The organism is [Phormidium] sp. LEGE 05292, assembly GCF_015207735.1.
In the GTDB taxonomy this organism is placed as follows: Bacteria; Cyanobacteriota; Cyanobacteriia; order Cyanobacteriales; family Aerosakkonemataceae; genus Floridanema.
In genome coordinates this window covers 46,519-62,452 of record NZ_JADEWG010000006.1, presented here as the reverse complement: position 1 = coordinate 62,452, position 15,934 = coordinate 46,519, and the positions used below count along the sequence as shown (strand labels likewise).

The following is a 15,934-nucleotide window of genomic DNA, read 5'->3' as shown; positions in this document are numbered from 1 at the left end:
GGGATTAAATTTCAAATTCCTCTCTTTCTTCTGTCATCTCTAAAGGAAGGTATGACAGCTTTTTCAAAGTTTGCAACTTCTCTATACGTTCAGCCAAACCAACAACAGTAGGCGCTTCAAATAAATCAACTACTGTCACCTCTACCTCAATTGTTTTGAGTAACTGAGCCACTAATTGAGTTGCTAATAACGAATGTCCTCCTAACTCAAAAAAGTTATGATGAACACCCACTTGCTCAACCTTAAGTACATTGGCAAAAACCTCAGCTAAAATTTGCTCTGTCGGAGTGCGAGGGGCGACAAAAGCTACTTCTGATTCCGGGCGATTCCAATCGGGTACAGGTAAGGTAAAACGGTCTATTTTGCCGTTAGGATTGAGGGGTAAAGCCTCCAGCGTCACGAATATCGACGGAATCATATACTTGGGTAATTTTTCAGAAATAAAGCGACGTAAATCGCTAATTGAGAGAGTATTTTTGCGATCGTAAACAATATATGCAACTAGCCGTTTATCTCCAGATTGGTCTTCGCGGACGATAACAATACTTTCTTGAATTGCTGAATGTTGGCTTAAGATTGCTTCAATTTCTCCTAGTTCAATCCGAAAACCACGAATTTTTACTTGATGATCGAGACGACCGAGAAGCTTAATATGACCATCATTTAAATAGCAGGCTAAATCCCCAGTTTTGTAAAGCCTTTTACCCTCTCCCGACTCAAAAGGATTGGGGATAAATGCCTCAGTAGTTTTTTCTGGACGATTGAGGTAGCCCCTGGCTAGACCGACTCCACCGATGTACAATTCTCCTGGTACACCAATGGGAACGAGTTGCAGATGTTGGTCTAAGATGTAAAACTGCTTGTTAGCAGCAGGACGAATAGTAGGAAAAAATTTACCACTCTTACCACATTCCACCATACTTGCATTGACAGTGGTTTCTGTAGGGCCATAAGCATTGATGAACAATCGCCCTTTTGACCAGTTAGCAATCAATTCGCTAGAAGGCGCTTCTCCTCCTACTAAAACCATTTCCAAAGCAGGTAATTCAGTAGTAGGGAGAACTGCTAATGCTGATGGAGGAAGTGTAATATGAGTAATGGCTTGTTCCTTGAGCAAATTCATCAAAGCAGAACCAGGAAGCAAATCTTCCGACGTTGCTAAATGGAGGGCTGCACCAGAACCTAAAGCCATGACTATTTCAGGAATGGAAGCATCAAAACTTAAGGAAAAGAATTGCAGAATGCGGCTATTGGGCTTAACTTTGCAAGTGCGAATCTTGTCTAGAGTTAGGTTGCTCAATCCTTCATGAGTCACCAAAACACCTTTTGGTTTTCCTGTAGATCCAGAGGTATAAATTAGGTAAGCCAAGTTTTCTACAGTAACGTTACTGTTAGGATTCTGTTCGCTTTCCTGTGCAATAGACATCTCCAACATAGATTGTAGAGACGTTGTAGATAACATAGATTGTGGAGATGTTGTATACAACATAGATTGTAGAGACGTTGTATACAACGTCTCTACAAGGATGACTTGGGCTTGGTGTTGGGGTAGTTTTGCAATTAACGTTTGAGTTGTCAGGAGAAGGGGAACTTGTGAATCTGACAACATGAAAGCAAGACGTTCTGCGGGATATGTTGGGTCTAGGGGTAAATATGCGCCACCAGCTTTGAGAATGCTTAAAATGGCGATAATCATTTCTGGCGATCGCTCCAAACAAATCCCTACCACAACTTCTGGTTTCACGCCCAGTTTTTGTAAATAATGCGCTAGTTGATTAGCACGTTGGTTAAGTTCTCGGTAGGTGAGAGTTCGATCGTAAAACACAACCGCAACTGCATCAGGTGTCTGTAACACTTGAGCTTCAAATAATTGATGAAAACACAGGTTTTTGGGATACTCAATCTGAGTGTTATTCCACTCTACGAGTAACTGATATCTTTCCGCTTCTGATAGCAAGGGTAATTCAGAAATGTGTTGTTCTGGATTATGGACAATGCCTAACAACAAATTGCCAAAATGCTCTGCCATCCGGTTAATTGTAGCTTCATCAAATAAGTCTGTGTTGTAGTAAAACTCTCCCTTTAATCCAGAGGGAGTTTCATACATATCTAAAGTTAAATCCAACATAGCTGTTGAATTTTCCGATCGCAGAAAACTCAGCGTCAAACCGGAAAGTTTCAGGTCTATATTTGGAGCATTTTGAAGCACGAACATGACTTGAAACAGAGGATTGTAGCTTAAGTCTCGCTCTGGTTGCAGTTCTTCAACTAACTTTTCTAAAGGCAAATCTTGATGGTCGTAAGCATCCCAAGTTACTTGTCGCACTCGTTTCAAAAGTTGTTGAAAAGTCGGATTTCCTGATAGGTTGGTACGCAACACTAAAGTATTGACAAAAAAGCCAATTAATCCTTCAATTTCTGAGCGGTTGCGATTAGCGATCGGTGAACCAACCAGAATGTCTTCTTGGGAAGTATAGCGGTAAAGTAAAATCTGGAATGCTGTTAGTAATGTCATGAAGAGTGTTACTTCTTCCTTCTGACTTAAAGCCTTAAGTGCTTCTGTAAGATCGGGGGAAAGAGAGAACGATCGCCTTGAACCTCGAAATGTTTGAATTCTCGGTCGGGGACGGTCTGTAGGCAATTGCAAAACTGGAAGATTACCGCTTAGTTGTTTTTGCCAATAAGACAATTGAGTTTCGAGTACTTCACCCTGAAAGAAAAGGCGTTGCCAAGCAGCAAAATCAGCGTACTGAATGGGTAACTCTGAAAGTGGAGAAGGTTGACCTTTAGAAAATGCTTCGTAGAGTGTGGTTAATTCTCGTACCAATACACTCATAGACCAAGCATCAGAAATAATATGGTGCATCGTTAATAGCAACACATACTCATTTTCATCCAAACAAACTAAAGTAATTCGTAGTAGTGGCCCTTGGGCTAAGTCGAAAGGTTGTTGGGCTTCTTCATTAATTAGACGCTGGATTTCAGATGCGCGATCGTCGTCACTTAACTGTTGCCAATTTATGAGAGGCAGAGTTAATTTTAAGGTAGGAGAAATCGCTTGGACTGGCTGACCATCTACAGTTTTAAAAGTAGTGCGTAAAATTTCATGACGACGCACAATTTCATTAAAACTTTGCTTCAAGGCAGCTATATTAAGCGAACCTTTGAGATGCACAGCCCCAGGAATGTTGTAAAAAGGGTTGCCTGGGTTAATTCGATCGAGAAACCATAACCTTTGTTGGGCAAAAGATAGGGGGAGATTTCCCTCTCTTGAAATAGGTTGAATAGCTGCGTTTGATGATAAATTGGCGATTTTGAGAAAGGCGATAATTTCTGATTTGCGATCGGAAATTTCAGCACCGAGATTTGATGTTAACACCTCTTCAGGAGCATTACATCGCAGACGTTCTCCATCTATCCAAAGCTTGACATCTAAACTATAAAGGTAAGACAAAAATTCATCAATGGTTTTCATAATTCTATTTCCTTGCGACCATTTCCGACGACAATTGATGGTTGGGAAATTTGAGAGAGAAGCTGACGCATTGTGGTAATGCGATCGCTCAAAAGTGCCACAGTTGGTTTTTCAAACAAACTGCTGAGAGGTAACTCTATTTGAAATACTGAACGCAAGCGAGAAATAACGCGAGTTGCCAAAAGAGAATGTCCTCCTAAATCAAAGAAATTGTCATAAATTCCAACTTTTTCTAGTCCTAAAACTTCAGCATAAATAGCAGCAATTGTCTCTTCTGTAGAGTTACGAGGTGAAACAAAGCTAACATTATTTCTTGATATATCCGGTGCAGGTAAAGCTTTGCGGTCTAACTTACCATTAGGCGTTAGAGGAAGTGCCTCCAGCATAACAAAAGCTGTTGGTAGCATATAGTCCGGTAATTTTTCTTGAAGAAAACTACGTAGTTCGCTAGTGTTAACGTTTATTTTTGAATTAGGAACGATATAGGCAATTAAACGTTTATCGCCTGATGCGTCTTCCCTAGCAATAACTACTGTTTCTCTGACTTGAGAATGTTGACTTAATGCTGCTTCAATTTCTCCTAATTCTATGCGAAAACCGCGAATTTTTACTTGGTGGTCAATGCGTCCTAAGTATTCGATATTTCCATCTAGTAAATAGCGGGCTAAGTCTCCAGTTTTATATAATTTTGAATTTTCAAAGGGATTGTCTATGAACTTTTCATTAGTTAATTCTGGTCGATTTAGGTAGCCTCTAGCTAATCCTATTCCGCCAATGTGCAACTCGCCTGGAACACCGATTGGTGTTGGTTGTAAGTTTTGGTCAAGAATGTAAATTTGGGTGTTGGCAATGGGTCGTCCGATCGGTACAGTTGTTGTTAGTTGGCTATCTTTTTGGCATTGCCAAAAGGTAACATCGATCGCTGCTTCTGTAGGCCCATAAAGGTTATGTAATTCACATTGTAATTGAGCAAAGAATTTGGCTTGTAACTCTACACTTAAAGCTTCTCCACTACAAATTACTCGCCGCAAACTATGGCAACTTTTCAGATTTTGATTTTCCAAAAAGATTTGCAGCATAGAAGGGACAAAATGTAAGGTACTCACCTGTTGTTGAACAATCAAATTTACTAGGTATTGTGAGTCTCGATGTCCTCCTGGTTTGGCGATCGCTAATCGACTACCATTTAACAAAGGCCAGAAAAATTCCCACACTGAAACATCAAAACTAAAAGGTGTTTTTTGCAATACCACATCATCTGTATTTAATTGATATGCTTGTTGCATCCACAAAAGACGATTGCAGATTCCTTGGTGGGTGTTCATGGCACCTTTTGGTTTGCCTGTGGAACCGGAAGTATAAATTACATAAGCTAAGTTTTCTGGTTTTATATTAGTGCTGGAATTGTGCTGATTTGATTGAGAAATTAGTTGCCAATCAGTATCTAAACAAACGATTTTTGTTGGAGATTTGGGGAGAGATTCTAGTAATTTTTGTTGGGTTAAGAACACCGGAACTTGGGAATCTGTCAGCATGAATTGTAGTCGCTGGCTGGGATATTCTGGATCGAGAGGTACATAAGCTCCACCTGCTTTGAGAATACCCAATAATCCGATCGCCATTTCTAGCGATCGCTCTACACAAATTCCTACTAAAACTTCTGGTTTTACTCCTAATTTTTGCAAATAATGTGCTAACTGATTTGCTCTAACATTGAGTTCTCGATAAGTTAATTGCTGGTCTTCAAAGACTACCGCTACTGCATCGGGTGTTCTCTCAACTTGTGTTTCAAATAGTTGATGAATACAAAATGTTTGGGGATAATCAACTTGTGTATTATTCCACTTTACTAATAGTTGATGGCGTTCAGATGGAGTTAATAAAGGTAAATCTGAAAGGCGCACTTGAGGATTGCTGACCATTCCTTCTAGTAAAGTTTGTAAATGACCCAACATTCGGGTAATGGTAGCAGCATCAAAACGTTGGCTATTGTAAGCAATTTTTAACACCAATTCTGAACCGGGTATTCCTAATAAATTCAAAGGATAATTCGTTTTTTCGTAAGCACGAACATTCTCAATTTTTAGGTCTGTAATTGTCTCTTTTAAGGAAGATTCTATGGGATAGTTCTCGAAAACTACCAGACTTTCAAACAGAGGTAAATCTCTAGGCACTTCGCTCCAACCGTGAATTTCTACTAACGGACTATACTCGTATTGACGCACTTCTATGTTTTCCGTTTGGATGCGTTTGAGCCAAGGTATGAGAAATTCGTCAGGTGATACCTGCACTCGTATTGGTAAGGTATTGATAAACAACCCTACCATAGATTCTACATTTGGCAGAGCAGAGGGACGACCAGAAACAGTTGTACCAAATACGACATCTTCCTCAGTACTATAACGACTCAGAAGTAAAGCCCAAGCTCCTTGAATTAAGGTGTTAAGTGTTAAATAATATTGTTGTGCTAGGGTTTTTAGTGCGGTTGTTTTGGCGATCGATAATTTAATTTCTTGCTCGTTGTAATTCTCTTCCTGATTCGGCAATTTGAGAGCGGTTTTACCTACTCCCAGTGATGTTGGTGTGGTAAAACCTTTCAGTTTTTCTCGCCAAAATCTTTCGGCTGACAACATATCTTGCTGTTGTAGCCATGAGATGTAATTTCGATAAGGTGATGGTGGTTTTAAATCGGGGATTTGACCTTGACAAAATCCCTGATAATAGGCAATAACTTCCTTGAAAATTATTGGAATAGACCAACCATCGAGCAATAGATGGTGATGGCTCCAAATGAAATGATAATGAGTTTCGGTGAGTTCGATCGCAATGAAGCGCATCAGCGGTGTTTTGGATAGTTCAAAACTACGCTTTCGGTCTGCTTCTAGTAATTTTTCTAGTCGTTCTTTGCGTTCGTGCGGAGGAATGTTTTGCCAGTTTTGGGTTTGCCAATCGAGTTCTACTTGCCGATTTACTATTTGAATGGGGTTCTCTAATTTTTCCCATAAAAAGGCAGTTCGTAAAACTGAATGTCGATTTATTACTTGTTGCCAAGCTTGGACAAAGGCAATAACGTTTAATCCATGCAAATCACAGCTTAGTTGAGCGAAGTATACACCAGATTTAGGTTCCAAAAGGCTATGGAAAAGCATTCCTTGTTGTGCATGAGAAAGAAGATAAAAGTCCTCTATATTTTGATTATTTAAATCTGTTGCAAAAGGTTGACAGTGAGCAACGATCGATCGCAAAGCTGCCACAAAATTTTGCGCCAAAAACTCGATCGTGGAACGGCGATGTACCTTTTGGCTATAACTCCAATTTAGTTGCAACTGTCCCTGTTTTACTAATCCATCAATTTCTAAAAGATGACAACGTTTACCTTTAGAACTACGAGCTAATCCGCTAGATTCTTGAGCCAAACTAAAGAAAGATAATTCGGAAAGTGTTTGGTCAAATTGCCCTAAGTAATTGAAAATTACCTCAGCTTGTGGCAGAGTGCTTAATTGTTCGGTAATTTGGCGATCGTCACTGAGATAACGCAACACACCATAACCAATGCCTCGATGAGGAATACTACGCAGCTGTTCTTTAACCTTCTTCAAGACATCTCCAGGGTTAGATGCTTTTTCCAGATTCAAAAACACTGGAAAAACTGTTGTAAACCAACCCACTGTCCTTGATAAATCTACATCATCGGAAATTTCCTCTCGTCCGTGACCTTCTAAATCTATCAACAGAGTTTGTTCGCCTGTCCATTGAGCAAAAGCTTGCACCAGTGCCGCGAGCAATACATCATTAATTTGAGTTTGATAAATTTGCGGTACTTCCTTGAGTAAGGCTTGGGTTTCTGAGAAACTTAGAGTAACTGATACACAATCCACAGTAGCCATTGTGTTCTCGCCACCGGGAAAATCCACAGGTAAAGAGATTGATGGCTTTTGGGATAGAGATTGCCAATAGTTTAATTGTTGTTTAATAGTTGTCGATCGCGCATACTCTCGCAGTTTTTGCGCCCACTGTTGAAAAGAAGTAGTTTTCGCTGGCAAATTTACCTGTTTGCCTCGAACTAATTGCTGGTAAGCTGTCTGCAAATCTTCTAATAAAATGCGCCAAGAAACTCCATCTACAACTAAGTGATGAATAACAATTAATAAGCGGCTGGATTTGTTTGCACCTAAGTCAAAGAAACCTACACGCAAAAGTGGGCCTGATGAGAGATTAAGACTAGCTTGTAGTTCAGTAGCAGTTGTCTCAATAGCTAATTTTTGCTCTGCTTCTGCCAATTTTGAGAAATCGCAATGGGTTAATGATATGGATAGATCGGAAGTAAATTGTGCAGACTCTTTTTCTTCAAATTGCAAACGTAAAGCATCATGATGAAGTAGTAAGTGCCGTAGTGCTTGCTCTAACAAATTTAAGTCAACCTCTTGTGGTATTTCTAGTAAAACAGTTTGGTTAAAATGATGGCATTCAAGTAAATTTTGCTCGAAAAACCATTTTTGAATTGGCGTAAGAAAAACTGCACCCGTGACTATTCCTTGCTCTGTTAAAATTTCCTTCTTGGTGACAGCAACGGCTGCTAATTCCGCAATATTTTGGTGTTTAAATAACTCTTTAGGAGTTAACTGTAAACCTGCTTGACTTGCTCTAGCAACAATTTGAATTGTGAGAATAGAATCTCCTCCCAACTCAAAAAAGTTATCGTAAATTCCCACCTTTTCTACACCCAAAACTTGTGCCCAAATTTCAACCAATTTGATTTCAATTGGAGTGCTGGGAGGTGTATAAACCTTTTCGAGTTCAGGTCTAGTTGTGTCAGGTTTTGGCAGTGCGTTGCGGTCTATTTTGCCGTTTGGTGTTAAAGGCAAAGCTTCGATTTGTATAAAGACCGAAGGCACCATGTATTCAGGCAATTTTTCTTTAAGGAAGTGGCGCAGTTCACTAATAGAAAATTCTGGTTGTTCTGTGACTATATAAGCTACCAAAAACTTGTTACCTAACACTTTTTCTTGAGCTAGAACTACTGTTTCTCGCACTGCTGGATGTTGGATGAGTGCCGTTTCAATTTCTCCAAGTTCGATGCGGAAGCCACGAATTTTTACTTGTTGATCGATGCGTCCCAAATATTCAAGGTTGCCATCTGATAAGTAACGAACTAAGTCACCAGTTTTGTATAATTTTGAGTTGTCAAAGGGATTGGTGATGAATTTTTCTGTAGTTAATTCTGGACGGTTGAGGTAGCCTCTAGCTAATCCTATTCCGCCAATGTGCAACTCGCCTGGTACACCAATAGGAACAGGTTGAAAATGTCGATCAAGTACATATACTTGAACATTATTAATTGGTTTTCCAATGGAAATTTCCCGACAATTAATAATATTTTTTGATAGTTTAGCTAAAGTAGCAACTACAGTAGTCTCAGTTGGGCCGTAACTATTAACTAATTGTGGATAATCACCGATTAATTGATACCAAGTTGCGACTTTTTCAAGTAATACTCGTTCTCCCCCAAGAATTACTAGGCGTAATGACTCAGGTAATCTTAAATTGCTATTGGCTAATTCATTTACTAAAAAATGCCAGTAAGCTGTCGGTAAATCCCATAAAGTAATTTGCCATTGTTTTGAATAATTGATAAATGCTGATATTGATTTCAACATTTCTTCAGTACGCAAAATCAACGATCCACCAGAAATTAAACAAGGATAAATTTCTTCAGCCGCAGCATCAAAACTTGTTGAGGCAAATTGGAAAATTCGATCGCTTGCAGAAATCTGGTATTCTGCGATCGCAGCTTGGGTAAAATTCACTAAAGAATGATGCTCAATTAGCACTCCTTTTGGGTTTCCTGTGGAACCAGATGTATAAATTACATAAGCCAAGTTTTCTGGTTTTACGGTAGTGCTGGGATTGTGCTGATTTGATTGAGAAATAAGTTGCCAATCAGTATCTAAACAAAAGATTTCTTCTGAATATTCTGATAGTTTATCAAGTAATGTTTGTTGGGTTAATAAGACTGGGACATTAGCATCTCTGAGCATGAAAGTTAAGCGTTCTTTCGGGTAAGCTGGATCTAGCGGAAGATACGCTCCACCTGCTTTGAGAATGCCCAATAGTCCAATTAACATTTCGAGCGATCGCTCTACACAAATACCTACCAAAATCTCTGGTTTTACGCCTAATTTTTGCAAATAATGTGCTAATTGATTCGCTCTAATATTCAGTTCTTGATAAGTTAATTGTTTGTCTTCAAACACTACCGCTACTGCATCGGGTGTTCGCTCAACTTGCGCTTCAAATAGTTGATGAATACAAGTATTTTTTGGATAATCTGCTTGTGTTTGATTCCAATCAATTAGCAATTGATGCCGTTCAGTTAGAGTTAATAATGGTAATTGATCGACTCGTTGTTGGGTATCGTTTGCGATCGCTTCCAGTAAAATTTGAAAATGCCCGTTCATCCGGTTTATGGTGGCAGCATCAAACAAATCAGTATTGTATTCCCAAAAACCTTCTAACCCTGAATCAGTTTCGTTAATATCTAAGTGCAGATCGAATAAAGCTTTGGTATATTCTATTTCAAAAGGAGTGATGGTCAATCCAGGTAATTCAAAATTTACTTTTGGAGTATTTTGTAAAGCAAATGATACCTGAAATAAGGGATTGTAGTTAATATTTCGTTCTGGTTGTAATTCTTCTACGAGTTTTTCAAAGGGCAAATCTTGATTAGTATATGCTTCAATTACTACTTTTTTGATTCGCCTTAAAAGTTCCTCAAAAGTAGGATTACCCGAAATATCAGTGCGCACAACTAAGTTGTTAACAAAAAAACCGATTAGTCCTTCAAGTTCCGATCGATTACGGTTAGCAATAGGCGAACCAATGACAAGATCTTGTTGCCCAGTGTAGCGATAAAGTAAAATTTTAAATGCAGCCAACAAAGTCATAAACAGAGTAGCATCTGTTTGGCGACCGATCGCTTTCAAAGCATCAGTCAAAGTTTTAGGCAAAGTAAATGATTGTCTTGCACCTCGATAAGTTTGAATTAACGGGCGCGATCGATCTGTAGGAAGTTGCAACAATGGTGGCGCATTTTTTAATTGTTGCTTCCAATAAGACAATTGAGATTGTAATTTTTCCCCTTGTAATTCTTCTCGCTGCCAGATGGCAAAGTCTGCATATTGAATCGGAAGTTCAGGTAATGATAGAGGTTTTCTTGTTAAAAAAGCTTGGTAAAATGCCGATAATTCACGAACTAATATAGCCACTGACCAACCATCAAAAACAATATGATGGATAGCAAATAGCAATATATATTCTCGTTCATTTAGTTGTAGCAATTTCCATCGTAACAAGGGGCCGCGAACCAAATCAAAAGGGTGTTGATTGTGTGCGATCGCAATCCGCTGAACCTCAATTTTTTGCTCTATTTCCGATAACTCATTTAAGTTTACTACTGGCAAACTTACCTTTAAATTTGGAGTAATTACTTGAAAAGGTTGTCCTTCTACTACCTCAAAAACTGTGTGCAAAGCTTCATGACGTTGGACAATTTCATTAATACTTTTTTCTAAGGATTCTATATCCAGCGAACCTGTTAATTGGATTGCTCCACACTCATTATAAAAATGATTTTCTGGTTCCAATTGTTGCAAAAACCAGAGTCTTTGTTGAGTAAAAGACAAAGGTAAACGATTTCTATTAGAACGTCGAGGAATAGCTTCTAACTTAAAATCAGAATCTACTTCTCCTCGCAAACGCTTTTGTAGAAGTGCTAGTTGGGTAGGAGAAAGTTTTGATTTTCGAGCGATTATGTTTTCTTTTTTATTTACATCCATTGCAGTCAGTCCAATAAACAACTCTTCTTTTAAATTTTGATTTTTACCTTTTAAGTTTTAACTTCTATTTTTTCCAATTCCTCGATAATAATTTCCTCAATAACAAAAGCTAAATCTGCTATTCGCGGAAACTCAAAAATGTGTGTAATAGCTATTTCTAATTGGAAGTTGTTCCGAATTTGGGAAATTAGTTGAATACCAATTAAAGAGTCTCCACCCAAATCAAAAAAGTTGTCAAAAATGCCTATTGGTTCTACACCAAGTACTTGTTGCCATATTTCAACAAGTCTCTGTTCTGTATCATTACTAGGATTTACGTAAGCATTTTCTAAATTTGGTCTTGGATGAAGTGAAGGAGAATTAATTTCTGGAGAAAAAACTTTATTTTGAGAAGGTTTATGGTTTGTAAATTTGTCGATTCTTGCTTGTAAATTTCCTGTTGAAACAACTACGCGATCGAGTTGACATCTAGATAAAATATTTTCAAATGCTTGAATTCCTTCTGCTGGTTTCATCGCAAATTCAGCCAAGCTAGTTTGCTCTAATCCACTTTCTACTCCCAGCTTCCAGACATCGCAATTTATAGCGATCCAAGGTGTTTTATCGCTTTGATTATGGTATTTAGTTACGGCATCCATAAAAATATTAGCTGCCGCATAAGCACTATAACCCAATCCTCCTAAAACAGACGACAAAGAAGATACTAATACACAGAAATCTAACTTTTTATTTTGCAAAAGTTTTTCTAATACTAAAGTTCCATAAACTTTTGATTGAAACTGTTGTTCGCACTCAAGTTTATTAGTTTGGGCGATCGCACCGAAAGATTTTTCTCCCACTATTCCAGCAGCGTGAATTACACCATTAAGCTGACCAAAACGCAACTCAATTTTTTTGATCGCATCCGTCATTTGTGCCAGATTCGCCACATCAGCACTAATGACTAAAACCTCTGCACCTAAATTTTCTAATTCTCGGATTTTCTGAATTTGTTGGCGTTGGCGATCGTGTAAACAGTTTTCCCACTCCTCTCTAGGAGGAAAACTAGAACGTCCTAACAAAATTAGTTTGGCACGTACTTTTTTTGCTAAATATTCTGCCAAAACAAGTCCAATTCCTCCTAATCCACCTGTAATTAAATAGACTCCTTCTTCTCTTAATCGTGGTATTTCTGCAATCGATTCATCCAGTCGAATAGATTCAAAAGTTTGTAACCAACGATGATTTCCTCGGTAAGCAATCACCTGCTCGGAGTTAGGAATTATGAGTTCTGTAAAAAGTTGTTCTATAAGTTTCTCCTGTTGCCAACTTCCTGAAAGAGGAAGTGTAATATCAATGCTGCGACAGGTGATATGAGGATATTCCTGGGGAATTACTTTCACAGGACTAAGTAAAGTGGCTTTCTCTGGAGATAGCCATTCTTCTCCAGTCACTGATTGTATGTTGTTGGATATAACTGTAATTTGGAACCTTTCAGTTAGATTTTGTTTTCCTAGTGCTTGAGCAAGAAATAACAGAGAATAAAAGCCTAAATCTTGAGCTTTTTCAACTTCAGTTAATTCTAATTCAACTTGATTAAAAGGTGTAACACTCCAACAATGGACGATTTTTTCTGGCAGTCTCTGTTGTGCCAAAAGTTCTTTGACTAAGAGATCGTAATCATTGCTTTGTTGGGGATTTAAAGAATATCGATCGCCACCCAACCAAGCAAACTTTGTACCGATTTGGACAGTAATTACATTATAACCTTCTGTTTCCAGTCGTTTTACCAATTGAATGCCTAAGTTGTGGTGTTCGCGTAGCGTTTCCGTAGGAGAATCGATAAATGCTAAAATACAAGACTTTTGTACTAGCAATTCTCCTTGTTTAATCGGTCCGATCGGCACTGATTGTTTCCACAAAGGTAAGTAAAACCAGTCAGCAATATCCGGCTGTTTGTTTAGTGATATTTGATTAACTTGTCTCTTGTGAGATGCTTCAATCCAATAACGCTGACGTTCAAAAGGATATGTTGGTAAAGGGAGACGACGACGCTGTTCGTGGTGATAAAAACCAGACCAATTTACTTGTAATCCATTAAGCCAAAGATGACCTAATGTTTTTAACAAAAATGCCACATCCGAAATAGTTTCTTGGGGATGACGTAAGGAAGAAATTATTACTTGCTTAGTCTTATTTGGATGACGTTTAGCTAGTGTTGTTAATGTTCTTCCGGGGCCTACTTCTAGTAAAATTTGCGATGTTTCTTGTAATAATTCTTGTAAGCCAGAAGCTAACTGTACTGTTTTTCGCAAATGAGCCGCCCAATAGTTAGGATTTGTAGCTTCTTCCGCTGTAATCCAAGTGCCAGTGACATTAGAAATAAAAGGGATTTGTGGAGGTTGGAGGCTAACTTGTTTGACTCGCTGAGTAAAGGATTCTAAAATTGGCTCCATTTGATATGAATGGAAGGCATGAGAAGTATGTAAACGGCGACATTCTATTCCTTGAATAGTTAAGTGATTTTCTAATGTTTCTATTGCCTCTGAACTTCCAGAAATTACACAAGAAGATATTCCGTTAACAGCAGCGAGAGAAAGTTCTTTGCCCAAAAAAGGTAAAATTTGTGTTTCTGAAAGTGGAATTGCAATCATGCTACCTGATGGTAATTGCTGCATTAACTTACCTCTGGTAGCTACTAAGATTAAAGCATCTTTTAAGGAAAATACTCCGGCTATTGTAGCGGCTACATATTCACCAATACTATGACCGATCGCAGCTGTTGGATGCACTCCCCATTTTTTCCATAATTGGGCTAGAGCATACTCAATTACAAATAATGCAGGTTGGGTAATTGCAGTTTGTTGCAGTTGCATAGAAGCTTCTGCTAAATGTTCTTGATTGGGGTAAAGTACTTGACGCAAATCGATGTTTAGATGGGGTTTAAGAAGTTCACAGCAAATATCTACTTGTTCCCGAAATGTATGTTCAGTTTCGTAGAGTTCCTGACCCATATTTACATACTGAGAACCTTGTCCGGGAAACATAAAAACAACCTGTCGATTAATAGGTTGTTGATAGTGAGTGAAAACCTTTTCTTGTTTTGAAAATTGCAATGCTTTTACAGCTTCATCAATATTTTGGCAAACTAATATCCGGCGATAGTCGAAGGTTTGGCGACCTACTCCTAAAGTATAAGCTACATCAGCTAAATTGAGGTTGGGTTGTTGTTTGAGATGTTCGGCTAGATTTTGTGTGGCTGTTTCTAATGCAGAATTAGTTTTAGCGGATAATACTAAAAGTTGCCAGGGTCGAGATTTTTTGAAAGTTTCAATTATTGGAGCTTCTTCTAATACAATGTGAGCGTTAGTTCCTCCAATTCCAAAAGAACTTACTCCTGCACGGCGAGGCGTATTGCCTTCTTGCCATTCTGATAGTTGGGTATTGACATAAAAAGGAGTGTTTGCAAAATCAATTTTGGGATTAGGTTGTTCAAAATGCAAATTGGGGGGAATTTTTCGATGTTTGAGTGCTAAAACTGTTTTGATTAATCCTGCTACGCCAGCAGCTGCACTGAGATGTCCGATATTGGTTTTTACTGAGCCTAATGCACACCGTCCACGTTTGCCAAAAGCTTTTGTGAGTGCTGCAATTTCGATCGGATCTCCTAAATCTGTAGCTGTTCCGTGCGCTTCAATATAACTAATAGTTTCGGGTTCGATACTTGCAATAGAGTGAGCTTCGGAAATTACTGCTGTTTGACCATCTATACTAGGAGCCGTATAACTAAGTTTTAAAGAACCATCATTGTTAATAGCTGAACCTTTAATAATTGCATAAATATTATCTCGATCGGCGATCGCATCTTCAAGCAATTTGAGTACAACAATTCCGATTCCATTGCCAAAAACTGTTCCCTGTGCTCTGGCATCAAATGTTCGGCAATGTCCATCGGGAGATGTTACCATACCTTCTTTGTGGAGATATCCGATTTGTTGCGGAACTTTGATGGAAACTCCACCAGCTAAAGAGATATCGCATTCGCCATTTAATAAGCTCTGGCAAGCTATATGAATAGCTACTAATGAGGTAGAACAAGCGGTTTGGATGCTGACAGAAGGCCCTTTAAGATTTAATTTATAAGATACTTTTGTTGGTAAATAATCTTTGTCGTTAGCAATAAGTATTTGAAAAAAAGATTGTGGTTCTAAGTTGTAGTTAAAGTTGTTTAGTAAGTAGCTACTAAGATCTGCTCCTGCGTAAATGCCGATCGAACCTTCGTAATTTTGAGTATTATAACCAGCGTTTTCTAAAGCTTCCCAAGCGTGTTCTAAAAAAAGACGGTGTTGCGGATCGGTGATTTCCGCTTCTCTGGCACTGAAGTCGAAAAAGGAAGCGTCAAAGAGTTCGATGTCTGAGACGATCGCGTTAGCTTTAACGTATTTGGAATTATTAATTAATGTTTCATCGATACCAGACGAGCGTAGTTCTTCATCGGAAAAGAAGGAAATAGCTTCTTTTCCATCCTGTAAGTTTTGCCAAAATTCATCAATATTCTTTGCACCGGGAAAACGACCGGACATTCCTATGATAGCTATATCTGAGTTACTCATAAACAATTTTAGGGATTGGGGAAATTTTATCT

At 38.5% G+C, this 15,934-nt stretch carries 3 protein-coding genes; all 3 read right to left on the bottom strand.

Annotated elements, in window-relative coordinates:
• Window positions 1-4: 4 nt before the first annotated feature.
• From IQ264_RS03435 to IQ264_RS03425, 3 genes are read right to left on the bottom strand one after another with little or no spacing between them, the layout of a single operon-like run.
• Window positions 5-3,475, bottom strand: coding sequence for a non-ribosomal peptide synthetase (locus IQ264_RS03435; RefSeq protein WP_193978627.1), 3,471 nt, complete (start codon window positions 3,473-3,475; stop codon window positions 5-7).
• Window positions 3,472-11,310, bottom strand: coding sequence for a non-ribosomal peptide synthetase (locus tag IQ264_RS03430; protein WP_193978625.1), 7,839 nt, complete (start codon window positions 11,308-11,310; stop codon window positions 3,472-3,474). The genes IQ264_RS03435 and IQ264_RS03430 overlap by 4 nt, the downstream gene beginning before the upstream one ends.
• A gap of 50 nt (window positions 11,311-11,360) precedes the next feature.
• The gene (locus IQ264_RS03425; protein ID WP_193978623.1) at window positions 11,361-15,902 is read right to left on the bottom strand and encodes a type I polyketide synthase; all 4,542 of its coding nucleotides are present in this window, start codon (window positions 15,900-15,902) and stop codon (window positions 11,361-11,363) included.
• Between the last annotated feature and the right edge of the window lie 32 nt (window positions 15,903-15,934).